We start from the raw sequence: 16,099 nt of genomic DNA on the forward strand, positions 1-16,099 counted from the left end.
CTTGAATGTTGACAAAGAAAAACGATAGCAATTTGCTCTACCCTTTTTTTACCTTCAAGAATGAACCTAAGAATTTGATCCCTAAAAGCCTCACGCTATCTTCATTCTAGTCAATTACCATAATAGAAGTTCTAATAGTTTGAGCTTGGTTCAGCTTATAATTTTTGAAATTAATTATTGTAGCATAGCTTCCATTGGAAACATTTACTCCATTAAATGTACCATCCCACACACAGCTGGATTTTTTTTCAATATTAGGCGCATTATCCTCACAGTGATAAATCAATTGTCCCCACCGGTTGAATATTTTTACTTCAATTTCATCGATTAGGTTGTCAGGATATATTTCGAAAAATCTATTTGGATCATTAATCCAGATAGCATTTGGAAATCTCAATTCTGGTTCACATTTCTTTTCTACTACAAATTCTGAGAAGAAGGAACACCCTAGCAAATCTTTTGCTTCCAATTGATATTGACCGGCTTCTTCAGGAATAAAAACACGTTCATTACTTACTCTATTCCCATTGAGCATCCAGCTTACCTCCGTAAACCTGTCTCCTGCTTCGATTTCAACACCTTCATTACTATCTGGGCAAAAAGAATATAAGCTGTTTAATGCTGGAGGATCCGTGGAAGATCGTAGTACCTCAAAATCCGTTCTACCAATCAAACAGCCATTCGTATCACTCAGCGTTACTTGATAGTTTCCCTCCTCAGACACGATCATTTGTCTGCTATTATCAAAAAGATCCAGCTTTTTATTTCCATTGGAGCTATTCTGGAACCAACTGATAGATAATCCATCGGAGTTGGTTAGCAGATCTACAGTCGTTGAACTGTCTTCGCTGCAGAAAGGACGTAGGTCAATTTCAATAGTATAAGGTTGTGTGATTTCTGACTCAAAGGATTTTTCCGCTGGACAAAAACCAGAATTCAGATTAGTTCCAGGACAGAATAGGTTCCCGTTTGTACCAGCAAAAAACTTCCATCTTGATTACGAGGCACATTGGTACCGTCTGGGGCAGTTAAAGCTAAAACGATATTTGAATCTGATTCAGGAAACCAAATATACTCCGCACATGCTACGACCCTATCAGGCACTCTAAATTCTAGTTCTTCATTAACTCTATCTCCAATAGTTATATAACTGATTTGAAAACTATGTCCTTCGCTATCTACAAGATCTAAAGAATAGTTTCCAGGCAGTGCTTCTATTATCAATTGAGTTAGTTCATCAAAAGCTGCTTCTTGGGTAACTAAACCTGTCAGTAGATCAGCAAGCATATAAGAGCCACTTTGTACCTGTGCCCAGGACAGAGAGACCTGTCCCATTTCGTTTCCTCCTATCCCACAGGTAGGCTCCTCTATGATTAGCGAATAATCTAAAAATCCTTCCACAAAGGTGAAGCCGGGTAATACTTTGCTATCATTGTCAGAAAAAACAGTTCCCATTTCGTCATGTCCATTTGCTTCAGCAAATATTTCTAAAAATTCATTTTCCAAATCCATTGATGTAGCAGAATGAATTATTTGATAAGATACTTCCTCCATTGGGCCTAGTTCTGAAATCACCCAATTAGATTCTTGTAAATTTTCATAAACGAATACATTAAAAAGAGCATTCTCCAGGATTTTTTATAGTTATGGTAAAGATAATTTCTTCTCCTTCGGTAGTGAAATTTTCAACATTAGAGGTAACAGACACTTGTATATCATGATTAATACTACAGTCTTCGATAGAAATTGAAACTTGCTTTCTTGGACTTTCACATTCTCCCTCTTTTACTTGACTAACCCATATCGAATACTTTTCTGGAGTAGAAAGATCGATCATAGGTGCAATTCTCGTTGGTGAGGTACTTGGGTCATTATCTTCATAATATTCAATAAAGTATAACCTGCATCAGGTGAAAAATTAAAAGGAAATACTTCTGCACTCATACAATAAGTCGAATTAGATATTGCTGGAGGTAAGCTGGAAGCTTTTACAGTATATTCTAAAGGAATTCGTATTCCCGTACAGCTTCCTTGAGGGCCTTCAGAAACCCAGACCTTTTCAGTGCCTACCAAAGCAGTGTTGACATAGTAATTGGTCAAAGGAGTGCCACCATACTCTTCGGTAAAAAAGTAAACTTCAAACCCTTCCTGAGACGGAGTGATTAGATCCGCCAAGTCTGTTGGTTTTTCTCTTTGGCAGAATACGGGGATATTATCAAACTTAAGATTGGTATACAATTCGAAGTCCTGGCAATTACTTGCTATAAACTCTGCTTTTCCTGAAATAGGAATTTCTAGGGGGCCAAAGATTGTATTTCCTCCACATGAACCCTCTTTATACCCTTTGATAAAAGGAAGTTCGGAAAAATGCTGCTTTGAAATACTACCTGTCCCTGAGATCGATCCACTTACAGTTAATAATGACTCACAATAATCATTGGCCAACAAAAAGCAATCTTCCGTAAATTTTAAAGTATCCCTTAATGAAGCGATGATTTCATCGCGGGAGTCTAACAATGGAATATCTCCCAAATCCCAGACGATAGAGCCGGATATTCCCATTTTAGGATCAAAAGTGACAGTTCCAAAACCATTTGGAGTGATTTCTGCATCAACATAGTGCGCATTATAAGCGCAAAGGAATCACGAGTTTGTTTTGCTCTGTAGCCTCAGTCCCGTAATTTCTTATATCCACCTGTAAGGTTACCTCTTCTCCGGGTTTTACAGCCGAAGAGTCATCAGCAGGAGCACCATTTATACTTATCAGTTTGTTGTTTGCTTCTATATTTGGCGTGTAACTGGTCACTGAAAATGCAAAAACATATAAGGAATAAAGATCTTGATTTGTGCCGAAACGAAATTTCGCAGAAGATTGATTGTTTGTTATCAGGGAATTGTCTGAATTAGGCACTTCCCAATTGACCAGATCAAGTCCCATGTTGTCTTTTAAATTTGGAAACCTCTTGTTCTCCACAAGGTCACCATTTTTGATCCGGACAGGAGTGTATATAGAAGAATTGAAGAAGTTATCTGTACTATTTCCCGGATGGCTTAACCGGCTCCAATTGCCTGTTTGATCCATTATTTCCAAATAGTCCCCCCCTATATTTTTATCACCTTCACCTGCCATAATTCCCAGTTTCATTTTTACCGGTCCTTGCTGAATGGCTCCAAATCCTTTGATCTCCAGTTCTCCATTTTGAACCTCTCCTTCCAAAGATTCAATGTAGGTATATCCGTCAAAAATGGTAACATCCCTGAAGTCCATCTTGGAGTTTTGATAAACTACTATAAGTCCCCAGCTCCCATACATCCCTGTTCCATCAGAATTACCCTCCATCAAAGCAAGATCAGCTACGGTATAAGACCCTGCCCCGTATTCTTTAACAAGATCAGTAACATCTGCATAGCCAACATACATCTCCCTGAACTCCTGATCCGGAAACAGGATAGCATTTCCTGCGGATTTTATCTCTTGATAATCCGCCGCGCCAGGTGGCTTAAGTTTCAATTTCCTCTTGTCAAACTCCTGCGTATAGTAAGCTATGGGTGTATATGTACCAGAAGTTTCTACCATAATGGAATTGTCACCTGCTATAAAATCATTGTAGTCAGTTGCTAATGAGACGTTTTACCCCATAGAAGCTATAACTCATTCCATTAGCTGTGTCCTTTATTGGCTTGAAGGTAGCCGTGGCTGTCCCATTTTCTTCTTTAATCTGAAGGTCTTCTAATGCTTGCCATCCGGATTGATTAATATCGTAATCTATTGTATTGTCATTATTAAAACGGATGATATAGAAATTTTTACCATCCTTTGATACAAATTCATACTGCGGAAAAGGTTTATTGTCCGAGTCAAACATTACGGCCACATAGACATTGAATGCTAAATATTCCAATTCTTGGTCGTGTCCTACAGCGTCTATTTTTCGATCCAAAGTGACTGGATCTAGAAACCCCTCGCTTTTGGTAAGCTCAAATGTCATTCCGGCTGTTTGAACCCTACCAGACCAATAGAGACCTGCGTAAACTATATCAGTGCAGTTTGGGTCTGCACCATTTTCGTCAGAAAAAAGCAAGGTGGCAGATGAGGAGTTAAATGTGTCAGGAACCTCGTCAATATCTATAAAAATCATATCCTGGATTGAATTATCTATTGTATCCGAGTAATTTTTTGCGGTGAGGTTGATATTTCCAATTATTGTGAAGTCCCCTCGAATTTGAAAAATATTATTGGGGACGTTAGATGAGCCAATTCGGTGTTTGAATGGAACTCTATAATCATTTTGAGCTTTCAACTCCTGAAAAATTCCAAAAAAAACTAGAATTAAATAAAGGAATATAAACTTTCCAGAGTTAATGTCCGCAATCATCTGTAGTGGGTAAATAAAAAAGACTTAGTTTTCGCTCCTGAAAGTAATTCTAATATTTTTAATTCCTAGTTGACTGACTTAGATTTATTTTAAACGCTTTTTTCTAATTGGGCGAATGTTGATTCGAATCTAAATAGGTGATAAATGAAATTATGAAATAGTCCTGTAGAGACAATTTATTGGTAGCCCAGGATAATGGATAATAAGATCCAAAATGCATGCTGAAGATAAGCTATGCGGTAGCCCAAGCCACGATAGCTATCGGGGTTAACCCCGGGTCAAAAAAGAAATATATTTAACCAGCGCTGGCCGAGGGTCATTATTCAGAGACGATGACAAAATGCCAGCAAGAAGGAACCAGAATCGATTTCGGATGTGAGATGGATGTTGGATGTTGGTTGTACGGTGAGGAGGAATTGAGAATTTAAAATTTAAAATGGGTGGAGGTTCCGCCACGGCGGACAAGTGTTGGTTGGCTACAATTTAAAATAAAGGAATTGAGAATTTAAAATGGTAAGAGATCTGGAATTTGGAGAGCATGCCGTAGGTATGCAATATGGGTAGCCCAGGGTTTCGAACACCTGGGATGAAGGTCGCAATCGTTCACCAGCGCTGGCCCAGAATCGTCTAGCGGAGACGCGGTGTTGTGCCAGCAAGATGAACCGAATCGATTTCGGATTTCTGATGTGAGATGGATGCCCGGTGTCCGGTGAGGAGGAATTGAGAATTTAAAATTTAAAATGGGTGGAAGTTCGGGGCTTGTTCTTTATCTGGTAAGAGTTGAGTCCAGCTTCTGGAGAAACAGGACAACAGAAAGGAAATGATCTGTGAGAAACGAAGGGAGGCGAGCCAGATGGTTTCTTTCTTGTCACTTTTGAGCCCAAAAGTAACCAAAAGGCTTGCTGAAATAATGCTTCAACGCGCATTCCAGCCGCCTGCCCCGCTATTTCAGCTTCCCACCGCGCCCTTACGAACAGCAGAGGTTCTACCACATTGCAATTTCTTTTCGCGGGTGGCAGTTAGGAGTTGGCGGGTATCGGAGGTTTGAAAGCAGGGAAGTTGGAAACTGAACAATGCCGTAGGCATGGCAAATTTGTAGCGCCGGGTTTTAACCCGGTGTTTAAGGTTGTAATCGTTCACCAGCGCTGGCCCGGAATCGTCTATCGGAGATGAATTCGGTATGCCAGCAAGATGGAAACGGGTAGCCATTATTGTTAGAAATGTTGAATGAAAAACATTCAATCAAGCCGTTGAAAGGCAGTCCTGAGAATGCAATAGCAAAAGTCATGGATAGTTGGGTCTGTGAGACTCAGACCATGGAAAGGGGGGCTTGGTTTGTATCTGCTAGCAGTTGAGTCCAGCTTCTGGAGAAGCAGGACAACAGAAGTTGGAAACTGAACAATGCCGTAGGCATGGCAAATTTGTAGCGCCGGGTTTTAACCCGGTGTTTAAGGATGTAATTGTTAACCAGCGCTGGCCCGGAATCGTCTAGCGGAGATGAAACCGAGGTACCAGCAAGATGAAATCCGAATCAATTTCGGATGTGAGATGGATGTTGGACGTCCGGTGTCCGGTGAGGAGGAATTGAGAATTTAAAATTTAAAATGAGTGGAAGTTCGGGGCTTGTTCTTTATCTGGTAGTAGTTGAGTCCAGCTTCTGGAGAAGCAGGACAACAGATAAGAAAAAATGGTTTGTGAGACACAGACCACGGATGGAGATAGCTGGTGTTGGATGTTGGGTGACCGATGTTAGTTGTTAATAATGATGAATGTAAAATTTCGAATGTCGAATGATGAAGTAGTAAGCGGTCAAGAAATAGGATTGTAGTCAATAGGCTGGGGTTTCAACCCCAGCTCAAAGAAGTATAAGGTTTTACCAGCGCTGGCCCAGAATCCTCATTCGGAGATGAATTCGGTATGCCAGCAAGATGGAAACGGGTAGCCATCATTGTTAGAAATGTTGAATGAACAACATACAATTAAACCATTGAAAGGCTGTCCTGAGAATGCAATAGCAAAAGTCAGGGTTAGTTGGATCTGTGAGACTTAGACCATGGAAAGGGGGGCTTGGTTTGTATCTGCTAGCAGTTGAGTCCAGCTTCTGTAGAAGCAGGACAACAGAAAGGAAATGGTCTGTGAGACACAGACCACGGATCGAGATAGCTGGTGTTGGGTGACCGATGTTAGATGTTATTAATGATGAATGTAAAATTTCGAATGTCGAATGATGAAGTAGGAAGCGGTCAAAAAACATGATTGTATTCAATAGGCTGGGGTTTCAACCCCAGCTCAAAGAAGTATAAGGTTTTACCAGCGCTGGCCCGGAATCGTCATTCGGAGATGAATTCGGTATGCCAGCAAGATGGAATCCAAAGACCCTTCGGGGTTAAAATGAGCTGTTCGTGAAGCCACGAACAGCGGAGCGCCAGATGGTTTCTTTCTTGTCACTTTTGAGCCCAAAAGTAACCAAAAGGCTTGCTGAAATAATGCTTCAACGCGCATTCCAGCCGCCTGCCCCGCTATTTCAGCTTCCCACCGCGCCCTTACGAACAGCAGAGGTTCTACCACATTGCAATTTCTTTTCGCGGGTGGCAGTTAGGAGTTGGCGGGTATCGGAGGTTTGAAAGCAGGAAAGTTGGAAACTGAACAATGCCGTAGGCATGGCAAATTTGTAGCGCCGGGTTTTAACCCGGTGTTTAAGGTTGTAATCGTTCACCAGCGCTGGCCCGGAATCGTCTTATCGGAGATGAATTCGGTATGCCAGCAAGATGGAAACGGGTAGCCATTATTGTTAGAAATGTTGAATGAAAAACATTCAATCAAGCCGTTGAAAGGCAGTCCTGAGAATGCAATAGCAAAAACCATGGATAGTTGGGTCTGTGAGACACAGACCATGAATGGAGATGGTTGGTGTTGAGTCGACCGATGTTAGATGTTATTAATGATGAATGTAAAATTTCGAATATCGAATGATGAAGTAGGATTAGGTCAAGAAATAGGATTGTAGTCAATAGGCTGGGGTTTCAACCCCAGCTCAAAGAAGTATAAGGTTTTACCAGCTGGCCCGGAATCGTCATTCGGAGATGAATTCGGTATGCCAGCAAGATGGAAACGGATAGCCTACATTGTTAGAAATCTTGAATGAACAACATACAATTAAACCGTTGAAATTCAGTCAGTAGAATGTATGAGCAAAAGTCATGGATAGTTGGGTCTGTGATACACAGACCATGGAAAGTGTGCTTGGTCTTTATCTGGTGGTAGTTGATCCAGCTTCTGGAGAAGCAGGACAACAGAAAGGAAATGGTCTGTGAGACACAGACCACGGAAAGGATACTGATTACTTATGTCTTGATTCTTACCTCTTGATTCTTACTTCTTGATTCTTACCTCTTGATTCTTACCTCTTGATTCTTACGTCTTAATACTTACGCCTTGATACTTAAGTCTTAATTCTTACGTCTCAATTCTCCCCAGGCAAACGGAATCCGAAAACTCCGTTTTCCCTGAACGCTCTGAATAAAATGAGAAATAAACATATACTGCTGCACCCTCAATCAAAACCCATGGGAATTGCACCTCCTGGAATCCATCTTTTCTATAGCTCTCTCCCTGGAAACTGAAGTTCCACGGTTCCTCGGTGTCATACAGAACCACAAAGGTCTTATCCCCATCACGGGCGGAGCCATCCCAACTGTTTATTGTCCACTCTATCCTGAATCTCCAGTTGGTTCTGTCGTGGTTAGTACTGCACCGCTCACAGCGGTTAGATCTCCTGAAGAAGCAGGACTTTCTCTGGCTGTAAAACCGGGATTCCTTCGATGGGATATATGGCGTTTTTCAACAGCAGGCTCTTCGCTCTATCAATCCCTCTTTTTGTGCCTATTTTATAGGCAGCAAAGCCTATGGCTATTTCCTTTTTCACAGGGGATAAAAATTCCTGCGCCAAGGAAAAAGCTTTCTGATGATAGGTTTGAAGTGGAGAACTGCTACCTTGCCAGGCCTGCTCAGGGTTTGTCCTGATCAATGTCTCACCATTAACCTGATAAAAAACCAGATTTCCGACTTTTCCGGAAATCCCGCCCAAGGCAAAAATCCATCTGTTACTTTTCCCATACTGATCATTGATTAAATGTTCATAAATATTCTGCATGCATCAAAAGAATTTCCAGGTACTTCCAAAACCTAGCAGAGCGCTATGGCTAACCCGGACTTTGGACGACCCTGCAACGATCCATCTACGATGAACCATCGAATGAGCATCGTAGAAGCATCGTAGAAACATCGTTTTTACTATTATTCACCCTTGCTTTATTTTGCTTGGATGGGTTATTGAATCTAGCCTGAGCTACTACCCAATAATGGCTAAATCATATAGTTGCGGATCATCTCTTCGGGGATGCCTGAAAAGAGTGCGAAGTCGAAATAGTCACAAACTGGTGAGGCTCTTTATTGACATACACACGAACCTTGTGCAACAGGATTGTGGCATAGCGTTCGCTTCTTCCTGTCAGGTAAAACTCACCATCTTGGATAAATAACAACACGTTTTGAACATGATACTCCTCCTTCCTTTTAGTGAGCACCCAACTTTCCGTTGATATAATTGTCATACCTGAGTCTCTCAGCAGTTCCAGCTTCAGCAGCCCCTGCCAACAGTAAAAGTCTGCGAATCCATTCCTCACAGCCCTCAAACTTATACAAGCTTGCTTTGTCAAAGCTAAAATCCTTTTGCGAAGCTGTCTCAATTCTTGTTTTACCCAGCTTATCGCAGTATCTCCCATTGATTCCAGTAGGATAATTATTTCGTTGTGCGTATCCCTATTGCCAGCTCTTTTTCATAAGAGGCCAGGTCATTGGACAAGTAGATGTACCTAGCCATGAGAATTCCAGAAATTCTGCCAAGCATCCCCGCATATCTTTTCCCTGTCTATTGAGAATCATTGCCAAATAGACACAAAGAGGCCCTATATTCTGTACTCTTCCGACTGCCGGTTTGATCCCCTCCCATTTTAATCCGGACTTCCCCATTGCAAGGCTTGTAGGTATCCAGCAGGCATTATACCACTGTTCACTTTCATATGAAACAGCATATTTCTGTTGAATTTCCTTATGTAAAAGCAAAAGTGCATATCCCAAACTATGCAGCCTATTGCTGGAATGTATGAAATTACCAGTTTTCAGATCTTCCAGAAATTCTATCAAAGATTTATCGCTGCCTATATCAAGCAGATCATCCAGCAGAAACAAGCTAAGGAAGAACTTCATTATCAACTCCAGTCTTTCAGCATCCTCTTCTGGAAAAAGGTAGCCGGCAAACCAGTTGATTTTCTGAATTCTGCAACGCTCAAGTTCGGCAGGACTTTCAAATAGCCCTGCTTCCCAGGCCCATTTGAGAACCTTAACATCGATCGCCTTACAATGCAGGTTTATTGCTACAGGGAATTCATGACTTGTTTTCATGATCGCTCATTATGGAGTATTTCAGTCGCTCTACGGTACTAATACTACGATTGAAAAAATCTGCTAAATCCTGATTTTTGAGGTATTGACCTATCCCGGGAAATTTCTTAAGCAGGAGCGGAAAACCATCCGTAAACTTTCTGGCTTTTATCGCTTGCTGTTCTACCTGCCGTTTATTGATACGGTGGGCTACTTCCAGCGCAAGAGAATAAAATTCAGGTTTGTTGGAGAGCAATTCGTTTTCAGCCTCCAGAGAGAGTCCAGGAATACTGTTTCTGACAAAGCCCGTAAAAGTGTTTTCGAAGGTGTATTACTCCGAAAAGACTGTTCATCAAATGCTACATCAGATGGACCAAATATCCTAAACAGCTTAAAGCCATTCTGAGCTTCCTGATACAGGCCTACATATCCTTTACCTATATAGCGGCTCTTATCATCCACCATATCCACCTTTTTGAGTACCTGTCCTCTAGATACTCTGCACAAAGTCAGTTTCTGATAAACACTCTCGTATGACTCATCAGAAAACCTCTTGATACTGTTAAAATCAGTTATAAGCTGATTCATAAAATCTCGCTTTTCCATTTTATAGCTAGTAAAAGTGTACTAAATCAAAACAGCGGGGTGAAAAGCATTATCCAAGAATCCAGTCCTAAACCAACTAATTCTTACATGTTAATTTATTATTAAGTAAGAATTGATCCAAATAAAAATTAATGATTTCAAAGATTTTGATCAAAAAACCTTCATTTGAGGGGTTTTACTAGTCTAGAATGCTTTCTCCCTTATTTGAAGTAGTGCTTTGATAACCAGAGCCCTAAATTTCTTTCAGTGATTAGAAGTGCTTCAGCCAACTCTCAGATATGCTTGGCTCATCGTGACAGGATCTCCTCGAGGAGAGGAAGACGTAATCGTCTCCGAATGGAATTGTTATTTAATAAAATAGACCATGGACAAAATAATTTCAACAGTACTCATTTTACTCTGGACCTATACAGGTCTGGATAAACTGATACGATTTGAATCAAGCAGAAAAGCTTTTCATAACCAGACCTTTCCTGCTGAACTGGCAGAGGTGCTCGCTTATGTTGTTCCAATCACCGAGTTGCTGATTGCCCTGCTCCTGCTCTTTTGGGTCGACCCGATGGTGGGGATACCTCTCAAGCATCCTCCTCCTCACTGTCTTCACTACCTATGTGGGGCTGATCTGGGTGGGAGCTTTTCCTGGGTCTTCGTAACTGTGCCGGAATTCTGGGGGAGACTGAGTAGACCAGCACTTTTGGATGAATTTGGTGTGTATTGGGATGGGAGTTTGGGGACTTTATAATTTAAAATGTGACAATTAGAAATTTAAAATTGGGGAAAGTAGTGACCGGCAACCCTTAAAGGGGAGAATGGAGCTGGGGGCTGGAGCGAAGAATTTAAAATGATGGAATTAGAAATTTAAAATATATAAAAGTAGAGAAGTGTGAGTATCACCCTGAAGGGGTGAAACACATAATAGCTCCGCCACGGCGGACAAGCATGGGTGGCCCAATAGCTATCGGGCCCCATGGAAAAAAATGAATAAAGGCCATTGCCCTCCTGCGCAGAGTCATCTTCCGGAAACTAGAATTAATGCAGGAAGTTGGAAGAGGAATCGAAATGGGAAAGTTGGTTAGTAAAATACAGACCAGAGTGGAGAATAAGAAGGTAAAAACCTTCGAGGTTTGGAAAACCTCAAAGGTTAAAAAAGGGCAGGGCTGCTGAATACCCCACCCCGAAAAAATAATTAAATGAAATAAGTATTTCTGGAACCTTTAGGAATAAAACCTTTGAGGTCTTGAAGACCTCAAAGGTTAGAAATAATAAAAGAGACTCATTTCTCTTAATACACCTAGGGGTAAGAGACTGGCTAAACCCAATGAGCCTCCCAAAGGGAGATGCCGAAAACCCTTTTCAGAGTAGGCAAACAACCGAAAACGGTTTTCCTGTTTTTGATCGGTTAAAAAACAGGACAATACCATGAATAAACTAGTTAAAATGCTTCCGGCACTGGGATTAGTGCTAGGAGCTGGAATAGCAGTGGCAATGAATGTGCGAGCTATGGTGACAGACAAGGTTGATCCAAAAGTATGGACTCCGGACTCTGATCCCATGCATGCTGCCACTAATGGCTATAGGGAAATCACAGATGAAAATCTTGGTACAGATTATCTAGACACCACCAGCCAAGTGTGTAGGGTAGAGTTCGAAAATGATGATCCATATGGAGACATCTCAGAACTCACCCCGGGAATTTATGTCCCTCAATGGTACGAATCCCCAACACCTGTAGTGTTGGGGATTTTTTTATCGTGCATTTTGCTTCACGCCGGATAGCACTATTTCTTCATCTGGGGGTGGGAAAAACATAATTTAATGAGTGAGATAAAGTTATCAGCTGTCCTTCAACTATTCGCTCTACTTTCTTAGCATGCTCAGGATATTGATTCATCTTATCAAATCCATCCATCTAAGACCTCTTCCTACCAATTCCTTTTTACGCTCCAACAGTATTTCCTTTAGTAAATCCTCCCCTACGGCATCAACCGGAATAAAGCTCTCCGGCTCTATCCTGCGACTAAGCAACGAGTTCAAATACTCTCTTGCTTTCTCCTCCTCACCTCTCCAGGCCAATCCCTCAGCTGCCGTCAGCTCAAGTTCCCCGGTACTTAGCCCTCCGAATGAGAGTATATTTCCAGTTAGCCTTTCCCGTTCTTGATACCGGTTCTGCCCCAACTTGATGGAATCTTGCCTGCAATCTCAAATCACCTTCTTGGTAGCTTTCAATAAGGGTGGTATCCACAAATACTTCAGATGAGAAGATAAATGTGACTGTCACCAGTTCTGAGTAAAAGACAGTCTCTTCCCCAAAACGGACAAAGGGACGATTGGAGGCTACATCTATGTTATTGAAATCTAGCCTTTCGGTATAAATCTCCAATGCTTCTTTTGCCGCGTCGGCAGCGCCCTGATAATCAAACATACATAACTTCAAACGTGCCAACATTCCCAGAGCAGCCGCTTTAGTAGGTCTGCTCTTTGGCAACTGAAAATCTGGTAGCAATGCGGCTGCCTCATTTAAATCCATTAATACACGGCTATAGCTTTTCTCCAACGTGGAGCGTTCAGCTTTTGCGTTTACATCAGGACTGTCCTTCAGGATTATTCCGAGTAACTGTTCATTTCCCCCACCCAACTGATAGGGAGGGGCGAATTCCTGAAGCAAATGGTAGTAAGCATGCGCTCTATGAAAGAGTGCCTCCCCTCTAAGCGTTTTATAATCTACTCCGTCTTTGTAAGGAATTTCCTCCAGCGCATCCAAGGCAACATTCGCATAAAAAACCTGCTGGTAAGGGGTAGACCAATCGTAGGCCGGGTCTCCCTGAAAAAGATCGTCCAGCCATAGATATGCGCCTTGCTCTGGCAATCCCAGCGTGGGGAGACCTTCGTCGCTGACAAAATACTCATCTCCTCCATGGAGGGTAAGAACAGGCTGCTTGTTTAGAACAGTGGTATTATCCAGTAATAATCGGATATCCTCCATCGTAGAGGGAACTACCAGACTCTGGTCTGGCTTGACATCTAGGTAATCATCACAAGCCGTACCTACAGCAAGGACAAGGAAAATGAATACAATTGAATATTTTTTTTTCATGTGTTTATAATTTGATTTTGATTATCCGCAATGTTGCCAGTACCCTACATTTCTTTGCTCATCCGGTCAGAAGACCGAAGACGGGTGACCGAAGCGGCCTAAATTCTTGAGTTAACCAAATCCTATATTGCTTTTGGCTCTTTACTGGCAACAAAGCGGATATACATATAATTGATTTTTAACGGCCATCCCGAATAGTCGGGGAGAGGCACGGCTCACGGAATCTCGCACTGGTGGATGGTGACCCAGCTGTGTGTGACGTTTTCCGTCATGCTTGATTTCATGATTTTAGTAATTAAGTCTCAAAGGGCCGCGGAGGCTTCTCCCACCGCGGCTATGCCGGATTTGGTATGATTTAGAGGTTACCACTCCTCTCTATATGAAGAAAGCATCCGGCAGTTTCTTTTTTTAGTTTAGAAGTTCAGTTGAAGCCCCAGGGCAATGCTTTTTCTGGGCGTAGCCCATCCGAAATGAGGATCCCAATCTGTATCAGTGGATTTCCAGATGATTCCTAAATTATTAGCATATAAGAATAGCTCTGCCCGAACTCACTCCAGATAGAAACCCGGATTGGGATTTTAGGCAGCATGTACCCCACTCTGACATCCTGCAAACGGATATGGTCTCCCTTCTCTATCAATGCTGTGCTGTTTCGGTAGAAAGTATCACGGAAAGTATCACGTGAATCCGGCATGGACGGAATTTGGGTAAACTCCTCATCGCCTGTGCGTCTGCCACCTGAGTCCGTAGTCCGAATGTCCACCCCTGCCCATCATGATGCTATTGTATTGAACAGAAGTCCTTCGGAAATAATATCCGAATCTATAACTGATGTTTGCCGAAAGGCTGAATCCCTTATAGCTGAAGGTATTTCTCAGTGCCCCAAAAGTAGTCGGTCTGGCTGGTCCACGGTAAACTATACTTTCCAGACTGGCCTCGTTGACTGATGGTTCGATAATCCACGGATGGCTCACCATTGAGTATTCCCATCGGAGCTCCTGTCTCCGGGTTTAACCCAGCCCAAGGAAGACTGTAGTATGAAAACAGTGGCCTTCCTACCACCGGAAGATTGACCCCTCCCCCTGCTCCGCTGGCGCCTCTATCCAGTAAACTACTGACCGGTGACTCTATTTCATATCCCGTGACTTCTTCCTTAAGTCCTGAAAGTAGCAACACTGTATTCCATTGAAATTCTCCTGTCAAATTCCTGGTTTCCAACTGCAGATCAAATCCCTTGGTACTGGTCGAGGAATTATTTCCATTGAAAACCTGTATTCCAGAACTGGGTGCATAGGGCGATTGCCCGATCAGATCCAGGCCTTCCTTCAGGTAAAACTCCAGCGTTCCGGAGATCCTGCCGTTTTTGCTTTCCAAGTCCACTCCCAGGTTGGCTATCTTTATCCTTTCCCACCGCAGATTCCTGTTCGGGGGATTTACAATGCTCGCAAAGGGTAAATTCGTAAGCGTACCGCCCGAACTTGATGCGTGCTGTAGTGTAAGCAGATAAATTTCTGTCCACATTGCCATTATACCCATAGGAAAACCTCATTTTCACATAGGGCAATTTTTCCCAATTATGACAAATGATTCCTCGCTTAAAACCCATCCCAAACCTGCTGACCAAAGCGGTACTGCCCGTTGGTTGGCATCTACTCCAAATAAATTGGAGGCATCCTTTCGGGCACTGATCGTTAGCGGGTACCTTGTTTCCATATTCCAAAGACCCGTTGGCAAAAAGGGAATAAAAGCGATCAGCACCTGCCCCTACGCCATCTGAATTGGGAATCTGTGATGTTTGTCTTGGATTGTGATACTGGGGAAAAGGCGTCAGAAAGTCCACTGTCTGAATACTCGCCGTCTCCGGTCCGTAGCCATATAACCCGCCGGAAGAAGTCTGGTAGTTCAGGGATTTCAGCTCTACCCCAGCCAAGGAGCTAAACTCCCAGCTGTCCTGCCAACTGGTAGAATAATCCAGCATTCCCCTGACCGAGTGGCTGGAGGAAAATCTGTCGGATCTTCTCAGTATCCCACCCATAGGAATGTTTCTGATTAGATTTCCGTTATCATCAAACTCACTGAACAAGTTGATCTGCTCCCGGACAAAGTAGCTGCTCCTGGCTGCAGCTGGTCACACTGCTGCTCCCCTGCTGCCAATATTGGTAGAGAGCTTTCATATCCAGCCCCTTTAGAAGCTTATAGTTCAAGCCAAGGTTTAGCCTCCAGTCATCCTGAATAGCTTCAGTCGGGCTCCTTCCGATTTCTTCCAGAGGGACATATTGCCAATCCAACAATCCTGCTGATTCTGCCTCCTGCTTAAAACTATTGCTAAAACGGTTGGTTAGTCCCAGTGGATTTCCGCTTTCATCAGTCAGTCTTGCATAAGGATACATCCCCTGATTTGAGGTGAAGTACAGCTGATTGGCTCCGGCATCTCTGATTCTACTCGCCGGCTTTTTCACCCCGTAAATCCCGGAGCCGAATACCCAGTTTATTATTTAACAGACTGAAGTCATTTTTTACATTCAGCGTGAGTCTATTACTGGAATTACCGACTTCTGACAGGCGCTGCTTATCATAGCCC

General features: G+C 42.6%; 17 protein-coding genes. 2 read left to right on the plus strand and 15 right to left on the minus strand.

From position 1 onward, the window contains the following. Positions 1–106: 106 nt before the first annotated feature. The 10 genes from AC0L6R_RS16005 to AC0L6R_RS16050 form a co-directional block, all read right to left on the minus strand. Positions 107–724 carry a T9SS type B sorting domain-containing protein gene (locus AC0L6R_RS16005; RefSeq protein ID WP_473272110.1) on the minus strand — a complete coding sequence of 206 codons (618 nt, stop codon included), beginning with the start codon at positions 722–724 and terminating at the stop codon, positions 107–109. 212 nt (positions 725–936) lie between these two features. Next, positions 937–1,575 (minus strand): hypothetical protein, encoded by a 639-nt coding sequence (locus AC0L6R_RS16010; protein ID WP_473272111.1) that lies wholly within the window; start codon positions 1,573–1,575, stop codon positions 937–939. A 37-nt stretch (positions 1,576–1,612) separates the two neighbouring features. Further along, positions 1,613–1,837 carry a hypothetical protein gene (locus tag AC0L6R_RS16015; protein WP_473272112.1) on the minus strand — a complete coding sequence of 75 codons (225 nt, stop codon included), beginning with the start codon at positions 1,835–1,837 and terminating at the stop codon, positions 1,613–1,615. Then, positions 1,834–2,562: a hypothetical protein gene (locus AC0L6R_RS16020; RefSeq protein WP_473272114.1), complete on the minus strand. Its 729-nt coding sequence runs from the start codon at positions 2,560–2,562 to the stop codon at positions 1,834–1,836. The genes AC0L6R_RS16015 and AC0L6R_RS16020 overlap by 4 nt, the downstream gene beginning before the upstream one ends. Positions 2,563–2,626: 64 nt before the next feature. After that, entirely contained in the window at positions 2,627–3,577 is a 951-nt protein-coding gene (locus AC0L6R_RS16025; RefSeq protein WP_473272115.1) for a hypothetical protein, read from the minus strand. Positions 3,578–3,611: 34 nt separating this feature from the next. Beyond that, positions 3,612–4,376: a hypothetical protein gene (locus AC0L6R_RS16030; protein ID WP_473272116.1), complete on the minus strand. Its 765-nt coding sequence runs from the start codon at positions 4,374–4,376 to the stop codon at positions 3,612–3,614. A gap of 3,766 nt (positions 4,377–8,142) precedes the next feature. Continuing rightward, positions 8,143–8,529, minus strand: a complete 387-nt coding sequence (locus AC0L6R_RS16035; protein WP_473272118.1) for a hypothetical protein — start codon at positions 8,527–8,529, stop codon at positions 8,143–8,145. A gap of 232 nt (positions 8,530–8,761) precedes the next feature. After that, the gene (locus AC0L6R_RS16040; protein WP_473272119.1) at positions 8,762–9,160 is read right to left on the minus strand and encodes a hypothetical protein; all 399 of its coding nucleotides are present in this window, start codon (positions 9,158–9,160) and stop codon (positions 8,762–8,764) included. A 37-nt stretch (positions 9,161–9,197) separates the two neighbouring features. Then, positions 9,198–9,839, minus strand: coding sequence for a hypothetical protein (locus AC0L6R_RS16045; protein ID WP_473272120.1), 642 nt, complete (start codon positions 9,837–9,839; stop codon positions 9,198–9,200). 189 nt (positions 9,840–10,028) lie between these two features. After that, positions 10,029–10,406: a cyclic nucleotide-binding domain-containing protein gene (locus AC0L6R_RS16050; RefSeq protein ID WP_473272121.1), complete on the minus strand. Its 378-nt coding sequence runs from the start codon at positions 10,404–10,406 to the stop codon at positions 10,029–10,031. A gap of 382 nt (positions 10,407–10,788) precedes the next feature. Here AC0L6R_RS16050 and AC0L6R_RS16055 point away from each other — a divergent pair, with 382 nt between their 5' ends. Together AC0L6R_RS16055 and AC0L6R_RS16060 are read left to right on the plus strand one after the other, a co-directional pair. Then, complete coding sequence (locus AC0L6R_RS16055) at positions 10,789–11,166, plus strand: MauE/DoxX family redox-associated membrane protein (protein ID WP_473272122.1); 378 nt, start codon at positions 10,789–10,791, stop codon at positions 11,164–11,166. 677 nt (positions 11,167–11,843) lie between these two features. Further along, positions 11,844–12,200, plus strand: a complete 357-nt coding sequence (locus tag AC0L6R_RS16060) for a hypothetical protein (RefSeq protein ID WP_473272123.1) — start codon at positions 11,844–11,846, stop codon at positions 12,198–12,200. A gap of 111 nt (positions 12,201–12,311) precedes the next feature. Here the strand turns inward: AC0L6R_RS16060 and AC0L6R_RS16065 are convergent, their stop codons facing one another. The 5 genes from AC0L6R_RS16065 to AC0L6R_RS16085 form a co-directional block, all read right to left on the minus strand. Next, positions 12,312–12,497, minus strand: a complete 186-nt coding sequence (locus tag AC0L6R_RS16065) for a hypothetical protein (protein ID WP_473272124.1) — start codon at positions 12,495–12,497, stop codon at positions 12,312–12,314. Positions 12,498–12,516: 19 nt separating this feature from the next. Beyond that, positions 12,517–13,518 (minus strand): RagB/SusD family nutrient uptake outer membrane protein, encoded by a 1,002-nt coding sequence (locus AC0L6R_RS16070; protein WP_473272125.1) that lies wholly within the window; start codon positions 13,516–13,518, stop codon positions 12,517–12,519. A 511-nt stretch (positions 13,519–14,029) separates the two neighbouring features. After that, the gene (locus AC0L6R_RS16075) at positions 14,030–14,281 is read right to left on the minus strand and encodes a hypothetical protein (protein WP_473272126.1); all 252 of its coding nucleotides are present in this window, start codon (positions 14,279–14,281) and stop codon (positions 14,030–14,032) included. A gap of 92 nt (positions 14,282–14,373) precedes the next feature. After that, on the minus strand, positions 14,374–15,054 hold the full coding sequence (locus AC0L6R_RS16080) for a TonB-dependent receptor domain-containing protein (RefSeq protein WP_473272127.1): 681 nt from the start codon (positions 15,052–15,054) through the stop codon (positions 14,374–14,376). Positions 15,055–15,590: 536 nt separating this feature from the next. Beyond that, entirely contained in the window at positions 15,591–15,977 is a 387-nt protein-coding gene (locus AC0L6R_RS16085; RefSeq protein WP_473272128.1) for a hypothetical protein, read from the minus strand. Positions 15,978–16,099: the final 122 nt, after the last annotated feature.

It is taken from the genome of Algoriphagus sp. 10J20-15, assembly GCF_055809615.1.